The sequence below is a fragment of the Flavobacterium sp. 270 genome (genome assembly GCF_004368785.1).
Classification (GTDB): Bacteria; Bacteroidota; Bacteroidia; order Flavobacteriales; family Flavobacteriaceae; genus Flavobacterium.
In genome coordinates, this window is the sequence record NZ_SODM01000001.1 from 1676938 (window position 1) to 1694036 (window position 17099).

General features: G+C 31.4%; 9 protein-coding genes. 1 reads left to right on the forward strand and 8 read right to left on the reverse strand.

Annotated elements, in window-relative coordinates:
* Positions 1 to 2 precede the first annotated feature (2 nt).
* The 8 genes from EV144_RS07190 to EV144_RS07225 all read right to left on the reverse strand — a co-directional run bounded on the left by EV144_RS07190 (position 3) and on the right by EV144_RS07225 (position 13959).
* Positions 3 to 1058: a hypothetical protein gene (locus tag EV144_RS07190; RefSeq protein WP_134147433.1), complete on the reverse strand. Its 1056-nt coding sequence runs from the start codon at positions 1056 to 1058 to the stop codon at positions 3 to 5.
* Between the two features lie 75 nt (positions 1059 to 1133).
* On the reverse strand, positions 1134 to 1415 hold the full coding sequence (locus EV144_RS07195; RefSeq protein ID WP_134147435.1) for a hypothetical protein: 282 nt from the start codon (positions 1413 to 1415) through the stop codon (positions 1134 to 1136).
* 107 nt (positions 1416 to 1522) lie between these two features.
* A complete protein-coding gene (locus EV144_RS07200; RefSeq protein WP_134147437.1) occupies positions 1523 to 1756 on the reverse strand; it encodes a hypothetical protein in 234 nt (77 codons plus the stop codon).
* 108 nt (positions 1757 to 1864) lie between these two features.
* A complete protein-coding gene (locus EV144_RS07205) occupies positions 1865 to 2200 on the reverse strand; it encodes a hypothetical protein (protein WP_134147439.1) in 336 nt (111 codons plus the stop codon).
* Positions 2201 to 2290: 90 nt separating this feature from the next.
* Positions 2291 to 3040, reverse strand: coding sequence for a hypothetical protein (locus EV144_RS07210; protein ID WP_134147441.1), 750 nt, complete (start codon positions 3038 to 3040; stop codon positions 2291 to 2293).
* On the reverse strand, positions 3040 to 6771 hold the full coding sequence (locus EV144_RS07215; RefSeq protein WP_134147443.1) for a fibronectin type III domain-containing protein: 3732 nt from the start codon (positions 6769 to 6771) through the stop codon (positions 3040 to 3042). The genes EV144_RS07210 and EV144_RS07215 overlap by 1 nt, the downstream gene beginning before the upstream one ends.
* Positions 6772 to 6773: 2 nt before the next feature.
* On the reverse strand, positions 6774 to 11891 hold the full coding sequence (locus tag EV144_RS07220) for a T9SS type A sorting domain-containing protein (protein WP_134147444.1): 5118 nt from the start codon (positions 11889 to 11891) through the stop codon (positions 6774 to 6776).
* 4 nt (positions 11892 to 11895) lie between these two features.
* Positions 11896 to 13959: a fibronectin type III gene (locus tag EV144_RS07225; protein ID WP_134147446.1), complete on the reverse strand. Its 2064-nt coding sequence runs from the start codon at positions 13957 to 13959 to the stop codon at positions 11896 to 11898.
* A 573-nt stretch (positions 13960 to 14532) separates the two neighbouring features.
* Between EV144_RS07225 and EV144_RS07230 the strand changes: the two genes are divergently transcribed.
* On the forward strand, positions 14533 to 16881 hold the full coding sequence (locus tag EV144_RS07230) for a mechanosensitive ion channel family protein (RefSeq protein ID WP_134147447.1): 2349 nt from the start codon (positions 14533 to 14535) through the stop codon (positions 16879 to 16881).
* The last annotated feature ends 218 nt before the right edge of the window (positions 16882 to 17099 follow it).

Below are 17099 nucleotides of genomic sequence, written 5' to 3' on the forward strand. Positions count from 1 at the left end.
ATTTATTTGGTTGCCGCGTCCAATTTGGCTTGGTAATCAGAAATTTTGATTATGCTGTTGCTCGTTAACAAATACAGGTCATTGTTTTTAAATTTAAAGCTATAAATAAACTTCAAATCAATTTCTGAATGGTATGATAATTTGGTAGTTCCTGTGAAGATTTTTAATTGTGCATCTGCAAAAAGTGACAAGGTATTATCAGCAAGATTAAATTTATAAATTCCTTTTCCCGAAACCGAAACATACATATCATTCTTTGAGTCAAAAGCAATATTGTTATAAAAATTATCCGTATTTGTTGTCGAAGACAATGTTGTAACTTTCCATTGATTATTAACATACTCTAATTTTCTAATATTTGAACTAACGAAAGTAGTTCCAGAATATAAATTATCTATAAGGTATATAATATTATTGTTCGATACTAATTTAGATACACCTCCAAAACTAGCATTTAAGCCCGTACCGTCTACTATTGCATTTTTACCAGAACCAGCAACAAAAACATCTCCTCCTGATTCAGGCAAAACGCGTTTGATATTCTTTGCATTATAATCACTGACAAAATAGGTGTTGTCATTGTTTCCTGTGATTGCTATAAGCCTGATTTTATCTGCAAGCGGAGAACTAATTGGTTTCATTGTATAAAATGGATTCAGTTCCGTAAAGTTATTTTCGAAACGAAATATTTTGTCAGTCTCACTTTTCAAGCCATCTCCTATTAATAAAAATTCTCCTGCATTACTTACTGCCATTCTGCCTGAAAAAGGAATGTCATTGTTTATCCCTTTTAATAATGTTAATTTTCCATCCTTATCAATTTTTTGAAATTTCCAGATGTAATCTTTGTCATTTGGTGTTTGCCCTATAAAAAAGACGTTGTCATCTTTATCGATTACAAAATCATCAGCGCCATAAAATGAATCAAAATCAGCTTTAATTTCCCCCTTTTTCAACTCTACCGGCTTTTCCGCGTCGTTATTCCCTGAATCTGAACTGCAACTCCCCAATACCATAAAAATCTGCAAAACTGCCGCTAATAAAATTCTCTTTTTCATTTAATCTTTCTTTATAATTTATATTTATTTAACTTAATTTATTTCTCTTAGTCTAATTTTAATTATCATTTTGCACTAACTGATATCTAATCTTAAAATATTTAAGGCAAGATCAATTCCTTTTAATTGATCTAAATTTTGTTTACATTCAAATGCCCTTTCATCAATAGATATTATCTTTTTTTCAATAAAAAATTCACTCACTAATGATATATTTATAAGGAATCTATTATTTAATAACATTGGATATTCTAACTTATTTAGGGTGTATTTTTTATCAAGTCCTTTAATTATTAAAATATTTTTGTCTTCAATGAAAAAAATATTTGTTATTAATAGGTATTTCTCGTTTACCATTATTCTAAAAATTAAAAACCTGATTCTATTAATTGTTTAATATTTATATACTCTCATCACTTAACACGAATAATTTTTGAATATGTTTAAAATTAATTACTAATACATTATATATTTTTTAAATACCAATTTTCAGGTGGCTTCCTATATAATACAATTTCAAATTTGCCACATATTAGGCATTCAATAAATCTTTCTCCTACTTTATTAATCTCATTATCATTAAAAGCAACATCTTTAATTACGAGATCTTCTTTTTTACAATGCGGACAATTAACAATTACATTTATATCATTTCTGAATTTTTCAACAATATCTATCCATTTTTTTCTTTCTTCCATTTATTCAAAATAGATTAAATGTTTTCTAAATTTGTTATGTGATTTTATGTTTAATATTTAAATAAATCTGTTTATTTATACCGAAATTTATCAATTTTATCAAAAAAACTACAAACCATCATAAATTATTTCAAATGATTGATATGCAATTCTTATCTGATTTTGGTAATGTTCATTTCCTTCTTCTCCTTTTAGCATAAAATATCTATAATCATCTACATCCAATTTCATTTCTCTAAAAACAAGTACAAAACTCATTTCCCCTCTATATTGTTCAGCTACTTTTACTTTTTTGCCTATTATACCAGAGTCAAAAACCAAAGGACAATTATTAAATTGTATTCTTATATTCGAATTTTCAAAACTCATGGATATTTTTTTTTGATTGTAATAATGAATTATAGCGTGTATTTGTAACCCTAAAATTTCTGTAATTCTCTCCATATATTAATTAGTCACTACATTTGAAATACTCTTGATTCTTTTTTTCAATTTTATATAGTACATCATAAAAACCAACCCATTCCAATGATATTATTTAACTATTTTTTGATGCGGTTCTAATATTTCTACGATATTTTCATAATATAAAACTTCACCATTAAATAGAACACCATTTTCTGAAAAGTCTTCTAAACCTAAATTCTCAAACTTAAAATCATCTGCTCCGTATTCAAAACAAAGTTTTTTCAAATCTCTCAAAAAACTATTTAGCCTTGGAGTATTTAAATAAGCTAAATCAGAGTTGTCTATAGGATATTCAAATTCATAACATTTTTTATTTTCTAACCTTAAATTAAATATATCATTATCTAAATAATAATATAATTGAATACCTTTTGTACCAATGTCTAAAACTACTTTTATTGGTGCACAAGTGTATCTGCTGTTCAATTCTTCAAATCTTAGAATAGGGTCAATAGATACTATTTGCTCTGGTTGCTGTTCATTATTAATGAACAAAATACTAGGAAATACCCATGAATCATTATAGGTATGAATAAATAACAAAGGATTATGATATCGAATATCATCGAACATATTTTTATATATCAGAAATTTGCTTTCAAAATCACTAATGTTTTCAAAATGTTTTGTTGATGTTGCTATACCAAATCTATTTGACAAACGTATGTAGTCCCATGCAAAAGAAATTTTTGATTTTAAAAAAAAATCTATAGATTCTTGTTTCTCCCACCTAAGAAAACCGTAAACACTATGCTCTGCTTCAAAATCACACCAATAATCTGAAGAATTATTTACTTTAATATCATTTTTTTTCATTACCAATCAGTGTTTTTAATAATAAATCTACCATTTGCATTTTCAATATACAGCTCTTTTACTTTCTTTAAATCTATTAAAGGAATTTGATTGCTCTCATTACCAATAATACTCAACTGTCCATTAGCCAGATCTCCATTTTTTATTTTAGATATGAAATCAGCTTTTGTAGAATTGTAAAACGGATTATTTGAAGAACTAATATTTAACTTCCCATAATGATTTGGATATTGATTTTTAAACGATGTACTTAACTTACTCTCTACTGTATATTTATCAACAATTGCTTTCAAATTGCTTTCAACAGATTTAAAGTTTTCACCACTTACATTTTTACATTCGACTAAAGCATTTTTAGTAGTTATAGTCACATCCACCTCATCAGCATTTCCACTCCATTTTTTAGATATATAGACTTCATCACCCTGATTCATCCAATACATACCTTCGTTATATTCATTCAACAAATCAGTTGAAGCAGATGAATTTACATTGCCTGCATTTACGGGTTTTCTAAATACACTATTTAAATTTTCTAATAAGTCTTCAGGATTTTTAAACTTAGGATTTTTTGCCAAATCATCTATCATTCTCAACATTTGGTTGTTTCCAATAGCATCATCTACATACATTGCTCGTATAATAATATCATCTACAACAGATTCTGGAATTTTTAACTTAGTCAAATTTTTTGTAACTGACTTAACAATCTCATTAGTACTTTGTATGATCTCATCAGAACTTTGTACCGCTTCATCCAACCACTTTAATTTTTTCAACGAAAGTCTTTCAAATTCAGGTAATACAACTGAAAGTGCATTATTTATCGCAATGTTTCTGTCATCTGTTACAGCTTCGTTTGTTAAGATATAAGCTATAAAAGCCGGCATTAAATAATCGTTCTCTCCAAGACGTATATGAACAGGATCATTTTTTTCTATTGTCCCTAAATCTACTATTTTTTTATCTGATGAAGTTAGATTACCTGTTTCAAAATTATGAACTGTATATCCAATCTCATATTTTGTTTTAGATGTATTATCACCACACCAGCTTATTATTTTAGTATAATTTCCAGGTTTAAGCCCATCAATTTGATAGGGCTCCATCAAATAAAACTGACTTTTGTTTATTTCATCTGCTGTCCAATTTTTTAATCCAATTTGTGATAGAACTCTGATATATTGTGGTCTATAATCTAAATTTAATTTAGTAAACAGATCAGCAAAAAAAACAATATTACTTTCTTGTTTGCCAAAAATCCATTTACTATCAATATTATTTAAAATATTTAATACACTATTATTTTCATTAGTTCCTAAATAGTGTATAGAACATTTTGAGAGTATTTGCAAATCTTCCCATAATTTGTCATTCCCTCGAGCTCCAATAATAAAATTTGGAGCTTCTGCGTATAAAAAGTCAATTTTATTACAATCATTTCCTGCTATTTGAAATGCCTTAGTAAAATTATTTACAACATATTCTTTTGCTTTTGATCCTGTTTCCCCAATTGAATAACTTAAAAATCCGAGTAAAGCATCATAATCTGAGATTTGAGTTGTAGTTAATTTAATTGCCGTCTTGTCTTGTCCTTCGACAATTTTATCGTATAAATAATTAAAATCATACGTAATTTTAGACTTTCCAAAATCAATATTTAGACCAATTGGAGAGTTATTAGCAGAAAGCGTAATGTTTTCTTTTCGAGTGCTCAAAAGACCTATAAATTTCAAACTTTTCTTTATACCGTTAGTTTCAAATTCAAAATCTTTATTGATCTTTATTGTCTGTGGCATTCCAAGACCAGAACCTGTAAGTTCAAAATCTTTCGTTAAAAATTGAGTATAATCAAACAAAACTGTTTTACCCGAATTGTCCCGCATCCAAGTAATTAATTTTTCAAAATCAATACCTTTGCTGATCTTTTCAAATAATGCTTCTTGTTCTTTTTTGTAATTATCAAGCTCTGTGAACGCATCATTTACTTTAGCGATATTTTTGGAATTTTGATTTCCTTTAGTGGTAAAATTATTAGAAGCCAATTCAATAAAAACAGGATCTAAATCGGCAATTTTTTTCTTTAAATTCTCTGGGACGTCAGGAGCGCTAACTAATTCTTTGTATTCTTTATCAGCTTTTTCTAATCCTTCATAAATTTCTTTCCAATTCTTGTTATATTCATTTTCAGTAATTGTACCAGCGACTTTTTGTTTTTCTAATTCATTTGCCCTTTTAAATAAATCTGCAATTCCCGATATTAGATCTTTTGCGTCACTAATAATTCCGTCAAGACCTACAACATTTTTCCAATCAGAATCATAAGAAGTTTCAACAACACCATTAATCAATTTATAATCTGTATTGATCGTAATGTTATTAAACTGAACCGCAATTTTAGTTTCGTTTAAGTAAGGCACAATGATATAACCTTTACCAGAATAAGGTCCATGACCTTGCAGTTCTAATACTGTTACTGGGAAATCTCCTGCTGTAAAAGTTTCACTCTCAATTAAATTTGTAAGCGGTTTTTGGTTCTGGATATTAATTTGTGGTATAATTCCACAATTGTAAGCAGGCACTCCATTGGTCTGCGTAGGGGTTGTAAAAGTACTGATTCCAGAATACGTAAACGACTGGACTCCATCTGTTGCAGGATCACAGCTGGAACCTACTCTAAACTGATAGGTTACTCCAGGCTCCAGATTGGTGAGCAGACTTTGTGTATTTAAACTATAAGACGAAAACCATTCTGCATTGCGAACATCTTGTTTTTTATATTGTATTTGGTAACGGGTATGTTCTGGAATCCCCTGCCAGCTTAACCTAACAGTGTTGGTGCCTTGAGCTTCGCTTAGTAAAAAAGTCGGAGCTGCACAGCTGCTGGTGTATTTAAACGCATATATCTCGCTGTAACCATCGTTTTTAAATACCGAATTTTCTGAAAGTCCCGTTGTAGATATTGCTCTTACACGCCATGCATAACGCATACCCGGAGTAAGAATAGGCATGCTTAAATTGTATAATAATGCAGTACCAAACAAGGTTTCTTCGTACAATAGAGACGCCATCTGAAATGCAAACTGCGGATCTAATGTGGGATCTATAAGTTGTTTTAATTCAAATTTATACGAAATATTAGTTGCATTAGTTTGCCTTGGTGTCCAGGTAAAAACAATATTCGGGAATTCGCTTGCAGCAATTTGTTCGTTTCGCTGCGGTGTATTGAGCAGCGGAGGATCGTTTAAAATTAGGTATAAACTGGCACAGCTTTTTTGCGATATTTTTTGGTTGGTTACAAAATCATATAGTTCAAAGCAAAAATTGTACATTCCTTCCGGCAACGGATTTGCATATTGTGCTGCTGTAATACCTTGCAGATTTTCTAGCCTAAAAAGTGCTGCAATATCTGTATTAGTAAGCGTTTGCAATTCACCTCCATTAATAAATATAGGTCTTTGCCCTTGTATAAAATCACTGCTCTGTATGTTGAGTCCGTTACCTTGAATATAAAGTTTTAAACGCACCTGCCTTTGTGATATCGAAATATCAGTTGGATTAATCAGCAGCTGCATTTTAGTATCCATACTATTCGCATAATCTGAAATCTTTACGCTGTACGGACTATTAAAAACAGGCGTTAACTGAACAGGATACAACTGGGCATAGCCACTTAAACCTGAAAGTACTAACAGAACAAATAGATATATATTTTTAAGAAGGTTCTTCATTTTTAAAAGATGATAATTTTTTTAACAAGAGTCTGTTGTTCTGTTTCTAATACAATAATGTATATTCCAGCTGCAAGTGAGGTATTAAAATCTACTTCGTAATTTTTCTTACCTGATTCTTTTTTCTGAATCATAGTATTTTGTCCTGCAGCAGAAAACAATCTTAAATTTATCGGATTGTTATTTTCTAAGTTAACAATCGCTTTAAAATTACCATCATTAGGATTTGGTGTTATAATAAAGTCAATAATAGATTTAGAGGCATTACCCGAATTTGGCATTGTACCGCGTTCTTCTACCATGATGTTTTTATTGTAAGAAGCATAACATTCGCCCTGAGTTTGAAGCAATCCGATGGTGTAAGATCCAGTGGCATCAAATTTTAGAGTGATGTATTTTTCTTTCTGCTCTACAATTTTCACACCTTTAGGAATTACCCATTCTGTACTTTCTCCAAAAGGATTACTTGTATTTATTAAAATAACTTCTTCGTCAAGATAGGCTTGTGAACTCAATAAAAATTCAGCACTAATAGCAGCCTGACTTATTTTTATTACAATTTCATCTTCTGCAATACAACCTAACCCAGAAGTAACTTTTGCATGATATGTTCCTGCTTTTGTTAAACTCACTTTTGCTTCGTTTGAAGAAAATCCGTTGGTAGAAGTCCATGCGTATTGTGCTTTATCATCGTTGATTGCAGCATTTAATTCTAAAGTCTGATCAATGCATAAAGTTCTGTCTGGCCCTAAATCGATCACGATTTGGTCTGGATTTTTAAGAACAAATCTATTTTTATACACGCAGCAATCTGGACAAGATATAGTAACTTCATAATTACCTGCTTTTAGATTGTTCAGATCTTTTGTAGTTGCTCCTGTATTCCATAAATACGAATAAGGTAAATTCCCTCCCGTTACGTTTAGCACAATAGATCCATCATTACCATTAAAACAAGCAGGATCTTTAGTGATTTCTGTGCTTCTGATTCCGTTAGGATTTCCAACAAAAATACTTCCCTGAACACTGCAGCCTTTGGCATCTGTAACTCTTAAAAAATAATTATTTGTGGTTAAATTTTCTATTCGTGGCGTAATTGCTTCATTTGTCCATTGATAAGTATAAGGCGGCGTTCCTCCTGAAACATGTGCTTCTGCCCAGCCATCATCTCCGGTTGTACAGCCTACATCAAATTTGGTAAAAGTTAAATTTAATTTTGAAGGCTCTGGCATATCCTGCGTTACATCTATTTCTTTGGTTAAAATATTGTTTACATAAGTTCCCAATTTTATACCGTTGGCATCTTCAATATTTAGTGCATAAATACCATTTGATACATTTTCGAGTGTTTCATCATGATCATTCCAAGCTGTCCAGGAGTTGTCTTTTTGCCTTTTCTTCCAAGTATAAAAATAGTTTAAGCCGTTGTTTTGTTCCGCTTTTAACGGAATCCCGCCTGTTACATGAGCCACAAGAATTCCGTCTTGAGATTCGTCTCTTTGGCCGTCTACCGGATTTGAATCTGTTTCGTTTCCAAATTCATTATTCGCATTACAAGAAATGGTTCTTATAACCTCAAAAACAACTTTAAGCGGCGCTGGTTCTTCTAGTGTAACACTAGAATCTGTTACGTTACAGCCATTTTTATTTACTGCATCTTTGTATTGTGCATCACGAACAGTTAAGAAATATGTATCTTCTGAAACACCATTTAATGTGATTTCATAAACATTATTATTAAATTTCGCTGTTGTAGATTTCTGAATTACTCCTTTACTGTTTTTCCATTCGTATTCATACGTATTGTCTTTAAAAATCTTACCACCGGTAACTTCAGCTACAATTTTTCCATTTGTAGCCTGATAAAAACTCGGGTTTAAAACTTGTGTATATTTTACAGCAAGCGGTGCATCTGGTTCTGTTATAGTCACACTTTTCTGCGTTATACATCCTCTTCCGTCTGTAACATACACCAAATATTCCCCTGCTTTTAAAATAGTATTCTCTTCAATTTTAACATCATTAGACCATACATAATGATAGGGCAATATACCTCCTGTTGCTGTTGCTGTAGCCCAGCCATCATTTCCTCCATTACAAAAGACATTCCCTTTTGTTATTGTTACTGATAATATGGATGGCTGTTCTAAGAACTGTGTTACATCAATTGGTGTTTTCAATTGATTATCGACATAAGTTCCCAACATGATTCCGTTTCTGTCTTTTATATTTAAAGCATAAGTACCATGCGAAAGGTTAGATGCAATAGCTCCTTTAATTGCTGGTAAGTCTTCCCAAGTGTTATCTTCCCTTTGTTTTTTCCAATAAAAATAATAAGGCTCTCCATTATTATCGGAATCGAATAATGTTACACCTCCTGTTACGTGTGCCACTAAAACACCATCTTGTGACTCATCACGCTGTCCGTCATTTGGTGTAGTGTCTACATCACTGCCAAATGCATTTTTTGCATTACAAGAAATTGGATGCGTTATTTCAAATAACACTTTCAACGGCGCTGGATCTGTCAATTCTCTTATAGAATTTAGAATAGAACAATACACTATTTTACCAGGTGTATCTTCATAATTTTCATCAGTAATGGTCAAATAATAATTACCGGCAGGAACTCCATTCAACGTTATTATAAATTTTCCATTAATCACCTCAGGAGTGGTTTTCAGACTAGCCCCTGCCTCATTTTTCCATACATAATTATAAGACTTGTCACTTTTTGGAGTTCCTCCCGTTACTTCGGCAACAATACGTCCGTTTGTTGCTCCAAAAAAAGCTGGAGGTGTAGTTTCCAGATATTTCAAAGCTAACATTGCTTTTGGCTCTTCTATTACTTGACTCCCTTTTATATAACAACCATTTTTATCTGTTACCAAAACGAAATATGTTCCTGCAATTAATTGCGTTAAAATAGCAGTATCACCTACTTTTACTCCGTCACTATCACTCCAAACATAATCATAAGGAAACTTTTCATTTCCTCCTTTAACCACTGCTTCTAATGAGCCATTGTTTCCTTTAAAACAAGAAACATTTACAGTTTTGAATGTTAATTCTAATTTAACCGGTTCTGTTATAGTAATGAGATCAGGTATTGCCTCTGTTAACTTTACTGTATTATAAGTTCCCTGAGACATTCCATTAGCATCTATAATATTAAGGGAATATTCTCCTGCAGAAAGACCTGTCGCTACGGCTGTTTTTTGATCGTCTAATTTATCCCAATTCTTTGTATCTGGATCCTGTTTTGACCAGATATAGGTATAAGGCTTAACTCCTCCAACGACTGTAGCTGTTATAACTGCATCCGAAAGTTTATTTTTATTTCCTATTATAGGTTCTAAATTTTCTGTGTTACAAGAAATAGGAGTTGTTTCTTGTAGTGTAATATCTATTTTCTCTGGTTGAGTTAATATTTTAGAAGATTCGATAATAGAACAAGCTGTTTTATTTGTAGCAGCATTGTAATTTTTATCTTTTACAGTTAATTTGTACTCTCCATCTGGAGCATCGCTTAATGTTATATTATAGGTTTTATCTGCGGAATTATATGCTGCAGATGCAGGCATTACATCGCCGTTATCATTCTTCCATTCATAGCTATATGTTTTATCATCATTAATTGTTCCTCCGGTTATTGAGGCTACAATTTTTCCGTTAAATGCTCCATAAAAAGTGGGGTCACTTGTAAAAGTGTAGTTTACAACTAAAGGTCCATCAGGCTGCGATATTGTTTCTGTTAAAATTTTATCTTTATCATTTTCCTGTGCAATACATCCTTTTTTATCTCTGACTTTTATGCTGTATGCAATGGGAACATTTGATATAGGATATAATCCTTTCAAAATCTGTGTTGTGCTTTTTGTATCAGTAAAAGGTATCCAATTAACGCCATTATCTAACGAATATTCGTATCCCTCTTTACTTCCTCCAGATGCTGTTATGGTTAAAGTTCCATCTTTACTTCCGTTGCAATTTACGTTGGTTTTACTTAAACTAAAATCTACTGGTGCAGGTGCCGTTATATTAAAAACAAAAGGATGATCTGCATCAATTGGAGGATTTGTATTGAATCCATTAATAAATCCAATAAAATCAAGACCGTATTTTCCTGTAGCAAAATCACACGGAAATGTATAACTATTATTACTATCAAGAGTTATTTCACTACTTTGTGATGAACATATTACTCCTTTCCACTTTTGCGTAATTTCATCAAATTCTCTAATAGAGAAAGTAAAATGTTCTCCTTGAAACAAAGGTCTGTCAAACTTCATAACCAACTTACCATCCTGAGTATTAAAACAAGTGGTTTCAATCTCATTGTGTGAAGCAATTAGTGGGGCAGATTGACGCACTACATAATAAACTGGATCAGAAAAAGTATTACTGCAAGCTTTCTGTCTAAAGTAAATTTGTCTTCCGTGATATTTTCCTGCATCAGCACCTAAAATTGATTTGGCATTTATTGTAATACTTGATTTAGTATTAAACTGTGGTAAATCAATCCAATCTCTGGGATTAGAAGTTGGATTAAATGTATATTGCCAGTTATATTCTGATGGAAAAAAACCTGTATTAGAGTTTATTGTGATATTTGTTTCTGTTGGTAAATCTCTATTGGCTCCAGGATCAACAATAACTAGAATCGGACGAACTTTTACATTAAAAAGCGAGCTTCCTAATCCATCTCCTGAATTTTCTACATTCTTAAATTGCTTAAATTCAAAATCATAATCAAAACAATTAAATTTATTTGTAGAATAAATTCTTCCACTATTATGCGGTCTGTTCCCGTTACAAGATTGTCTATCGTATCTGGATGCAGAAAAAAACATTGATACTGGAGTTTTATCTGCTGTAAATGTATTTGACACATTAGGATAACTTGTGGTTTTCCTATCATCTGTATAACTCACACTTAGAACCTTCAAATTATCTTTAGGCGTACTAAATTCAAGAGTTACAGATGCGTCTCCACAATTGTGATGTTCATCTCCATAAGCCCAGCCATTAAAAACAATTTGGTAGGAACCTACTACAGGACCTTGCGCAAAACCAAGTCCTGAAACCAATAAAATTATCAATAAGTAAATCTTTTTCATAGGTTTAATAAACAATGTTTAAAATTTCCTGTTTTGCAGGGCTGTTGCTTTGCAAATTGGGTATTAAATGGTATTCGTATTCTGTATTTATTTTTAGGCTGCGATCTTCTAACGTAAAGACATCACCATTTAATTCCTTCCATAATGTTGGCGGAGTTCCTTTTACATTTTTATAAATACTTAAGCCAATCACCTTGTCTTTATTTTTGATGTAATCCCAAGTCAGGGTTATTTTTTTTCCCTCCCTGTCTGGAAGTCCCTGTAAAAAATTTATTGTTTTAACAGGAGTAAAATCAAAAACCGTAACGGTTATGGTAGAATGATCTATAGAAGACCAGTTGGTTTTATCCTTGGCTAAAATGGCATATTGGTAGATTTTTTTGTTCTCTACCCTATCATCTGTATATTCTTGAATGGTATCGTTTATCTGTTTGATTTCAATCCATTTTTCCTGTCCTTTCTCTCTCCTTCTTAGGCTATAACTTACTACATCTTCGCTATAACTTCTAATCCATTTTAGAGTAACTTTTCCGTCTTTGCTTTCATAATCTTTAAAAATAGGCGCTGCAGGAGGAATTTTATCTGGTTTTTCTAAAATCAAAACGTCTGATGGATCTGAAATATTAAATCGCATGTCTTCAGCTGCAATTTTATAATAGACTTTGCTATTGGTCATTTTTAAACTCACGCTGTCTTCGTATTCATTACCTACAAAAGATTTATGATAAATATCGATAAACTCTTCATCCGGATTATTTGCTTTTAGAATTCGATAACCCCTTAAATCTTTTTCAATATTTGGTTTCCATTTTATTCTTACTACCCCCAAAGTGTCAATTGCACCTTCCAGGCCTATAGGTTTAGCTGGCGGAATCGAATCTACAGGCTGCACCAATATACTTTGAGAAGTAAGTCGCTGGTTATTTTTACCAATTGTAGTAATCGTAAAATAATTGGAAGGATAAAGACTTTGCTTATAATTTAATTTTCTTTCGGCTGGAGGGATAATTTTTGAAACAACCGCATACGGTCCTTTATCTTTATCTGCCAAATTAATTTCGTAACCCTGAATAAAGTTTTCCGATTCTTTTGGATAATCCCAAACCAGATTTACTTCATTTGAATTTATGATCTGATAATCTACTAATCTTGCCGTCACTACTACTCCAGAAGCTCCTGTTGCCGTAATCGGTTTGGTTATTTCTCCTTTTTCTCCAAATGAGGTAATACCAAATAGCCTGTAATGATACATTTTATCATTTACGCTAAGTGTATCAACATAATACATGTTCTTAGACGGGTGATCTTCTTTATCATTTAAGTTTACCAGAGGAGTGTTTGATATCGGAGTAAAATTGATTCCATCAGAAGATTTCTCAACCATGAAGGAAGTGTATATTCTTTTAAAAGTTTGATAATCCCAGGAAAGCATCACTTTTTTATCATCGCCAACAGCTATAAAATCTGTTGGAGCAGGCAATGCACTATAATCTTTTAAACCCACCATATAAGAAGCTTTTTTAACCTTTGGAGTTTCAAAAACACTTATTTGATAGGCATAAACTTCATTAGCTTTCACATCAGTATCAACAAAACCCCAGCCGGCTTTTTCTGCAGCTGCAAAATTCATATCGGCTGCATACAGCGCAAATGTATAGCGTTGGTCTAATTCGTCTGCAGTGTTTATTATTCGGGATAAATCTCCATCTTTAGCACCCGAAACATCAAAGCTTTCTCCATAAATTGCCTGCGCAATAATGGCTGCGTTATTGTCTTTTTGAACTAAATCAATCCAGGAATCTAAACCGTCAGGTTTTAAAGGTGCAGGGGTTAGAAGTTTTTTTTCTGGTTTCGGTACTATTTTACCATCACGCAAAACCGTAATTCTATTAATTACAAATCCTTTTTTATTTGCTTTCTGCCATTCTATTGGTGAATTTATTGCCCAGCGCAGTAAGATTTTATCTTTTTGAGCTCTAGCATTTACCATAATAGAAATTTCTTTGTTTTGTGCATTACCTAATATGCTTAACAAAGTGAATAAAAACAGCAATCTGAATTTCAACATTCTAGTAATCTTTTTTGTGTTAAAAAAGTGCAAAAGTATTATTTAAAACTTGATAAACAATTTTTATATGTTAAATAATAATACTTAAAACTTATTAAATAAATATTTTTTATTTATAAAAAACTTTAATAACCCACCATTTTTACTACAACTATAATCTTTTAATTGACATTTTGTTTTATTTAAACCTATAAGTACAGTTTTAAAAAAAGAAATTCAAATTGATCAGTTTAGTATTACTTTCATGTAAAATTTTTTTTGCGAATATATGTATTAATCTTCTATAAATAAGTTCTGAAATTCGTCAAAACGATAAATAAATCAGTTGAAATGCCATTTTTTCGGTTAAACTACAAAAAACCCTATAAAATTACGTATTTGATATTTTTATAATTTTATGCTTGTAATAGTGGAATATAATCCGTTAAAAAACAAAAGATTAATCTTTTATATCTTTGATAATAAAAATCTGCATGAAGCTTTAAACAAAATCTCTCTTAAATTTAACCTTGAATCACAACTCCTATTTAAAAAAAAATTAAATTTGGCTACCCTAAATCCTCGACTTCAATTATGATTCAAAAAAGAAATTTAATTAGTTTATTGGCTTTGTTAATGGTACTGTTTTTTTCACCACTTGCCTACTCTCAAACTTCACAGCCTAAAAAAGAAAACCGTTCAAAATTATTTGAAGAAACAACAACCGACAGTGACTATCTTACGGCTATCGAAAAAGCTTCTGCTGCAATGGAAACTGCTTTTAACGATGCTGATTTTGATGGAGAAAGCCGTCATTTGTTTGGTGAAATTAAAAGAACTCAGGGCAAATTAGATCTTCTTTTAACGAATTTAAAAGGTGCAAATCCTAATGTGCGTAACCAGCAGATGTATCGCGTTGTCCTAAAAGAACTTTTACAAAATCTGGAAGAACAGAATACGGCAATTAACCTGCGTAACACTAATCTTGAAAAAATTAAAGGACGCCTTATTGCACTTCGTCAGGATAAAACTTTAATGTCGCTTATAAAAGATACCATTCGCAGAAAACAATTCAAGAATGAATTTGGCAATCTTAGAAAAAAATATCGAAGTACTGATAGTTTAATGACCAAAAACCAAGGTATATTAAACGATAAAAAAAGACTTACGGTACAGCGAAAAATTGCTGTTTCGAATGCATTGGTTACGGTAGAAAATACTCTTGAAAAATCTGGAATCAGTATTCTTAAGAAAGAATATCCGTCTTTATGGAGTATTAATGATTCTGTTTCTAAAAAAGGAACGTCTCAAAATATTAAAGCTAAAATAATAATCGAAAACAATGTTGCCGCTTATTATTTAAGTTACCGCGCAGGAGGATTGATTACTTTGTGCTTTCTTATGGGACTGCTGGCTTGGTACATTTCCAGAAATCTAAAATATCTAAAGGAGAATGGCTATATCGAAAATCTTGAACTTTTAGAATTTAAATATTTAAACAGAGGCATTTTACTGCCAATTGTCGTAATTGCCCTTAATATTGCTGTGGTGAGTAATTTGTATGCTCCTGCGCTGTTTTTAGAAATATTGCAATTGCTTTTATTGGCTGCTCTTACCATATTATTCAAAAATAAATGGTCTGGAGTGGCAATGCGCAACTGGCTTTTGCTGATTGTTCTTTTTGTTGCACTTTGCTTTTTAGATCTCTTTATTGGTGTTGGATTCTTACAGCGCTGTATTTTTATTGTGATCAATATTTTAGGAATTCGCTATGGTCTTGTTCAAATTAAAAGTCTTAAACATGAATTGTATATTAAAGGATTTTTTAAATGGGCGAGCATTCTTTTTATTGGCTTGAATGGTTTATCCATTTTGTATAATCTTTTTGGAAGGGTTACGCTTTCAAATATGCTAACGCTTACTTCGTTTATCTCTCTTACTCAAATTGTTGCGCTTAGTGTGCTTCTGAAAATTATTTTAGAAATCATTCTTTTACAAATTTATACCACTCGTGTAAAACGCGGTATTGAGAAAATTTTTGATTATGAGGTTTTATCTGAAACCTTAAAAAAACCTTTTATCATCGTAATAAGCTATATGTGGCTTATCGTAATTACTTCTAATCTAAATATTTGGGAATCATTACGAACTTCTCTAGCAACATTATTAAGTTATCCGAATACTATCGGAAGCATTACGTTTACTTTAGGAAATGTTGTTCTGTTTTTTATTATTATTTGGGCGGCGCATTTACTTCAAAATTATGTGGCTTACTTTTTTGGCGAAATTGAAGATGAAAATGAAGAAAACGTCAATAAAAGACAGCATTCTAAATTATTAATTACCAGACTTGTGGTTTTAATTGTTGGGTATCTTCTGGCGGTTGCCGCTTCTGGAATGCCTTTGGATAAACTGAGTATTCTTTTGGGTGCTTTAGGTGTCGGTGTTGGTCTTGGATTGCAGAGTGTAGTCAATAATTTTGTTTCGGGTATTATTTTAATTTTTGATAAACCAATTCAGATTGGTGACGTTATTCAGATTAGTTCTGATTCTGGACGCGTAAAAGCGATGGGACTTAGAACGACTAAAATTAATGCGCCAAATGGTGCAGAAATTATTATTCCGAATGGTAATTTATTGTCTCAAAATATTACAAACTGGACGTATACTGATAATTTTAAATTAGTAGAAATTAATATTGAAATTACTGGTGAAGTTGATCCTGAAGTTATTAATACAACAATATTAGAAACTCTTGAAGGTATTCAGTTAATAAATAATGATAAAGCACCGCAAATTTATTACACGGCAATTTCTGATGGAAAATTCCAATTATTGGTAAAATTCTGGTGCAGTATTTATCGTACTGAAGAAACAATAAGCAGCGCAAGACAAATTCTTTACACTAATTTTAAAGCTAAAGGACTTAACTTTTCTTCTTAGAAATTTCAAATAAAAAAATCAAAAGCCTTTAAATAGTATTATTTAAAGGCTTTTGATTTTTATAAATATGCTGAATAAATTTTAACACATAGAAACATAGATTTATGCAAATTTCATTGAGATTGAAAAGATAAATTTATTTATCACACATAGCTATGTGTTTTTCTGCAAGTGAAACGCCTTTATTTTATAAACAAAGAAAAACTATGTCTCTATGT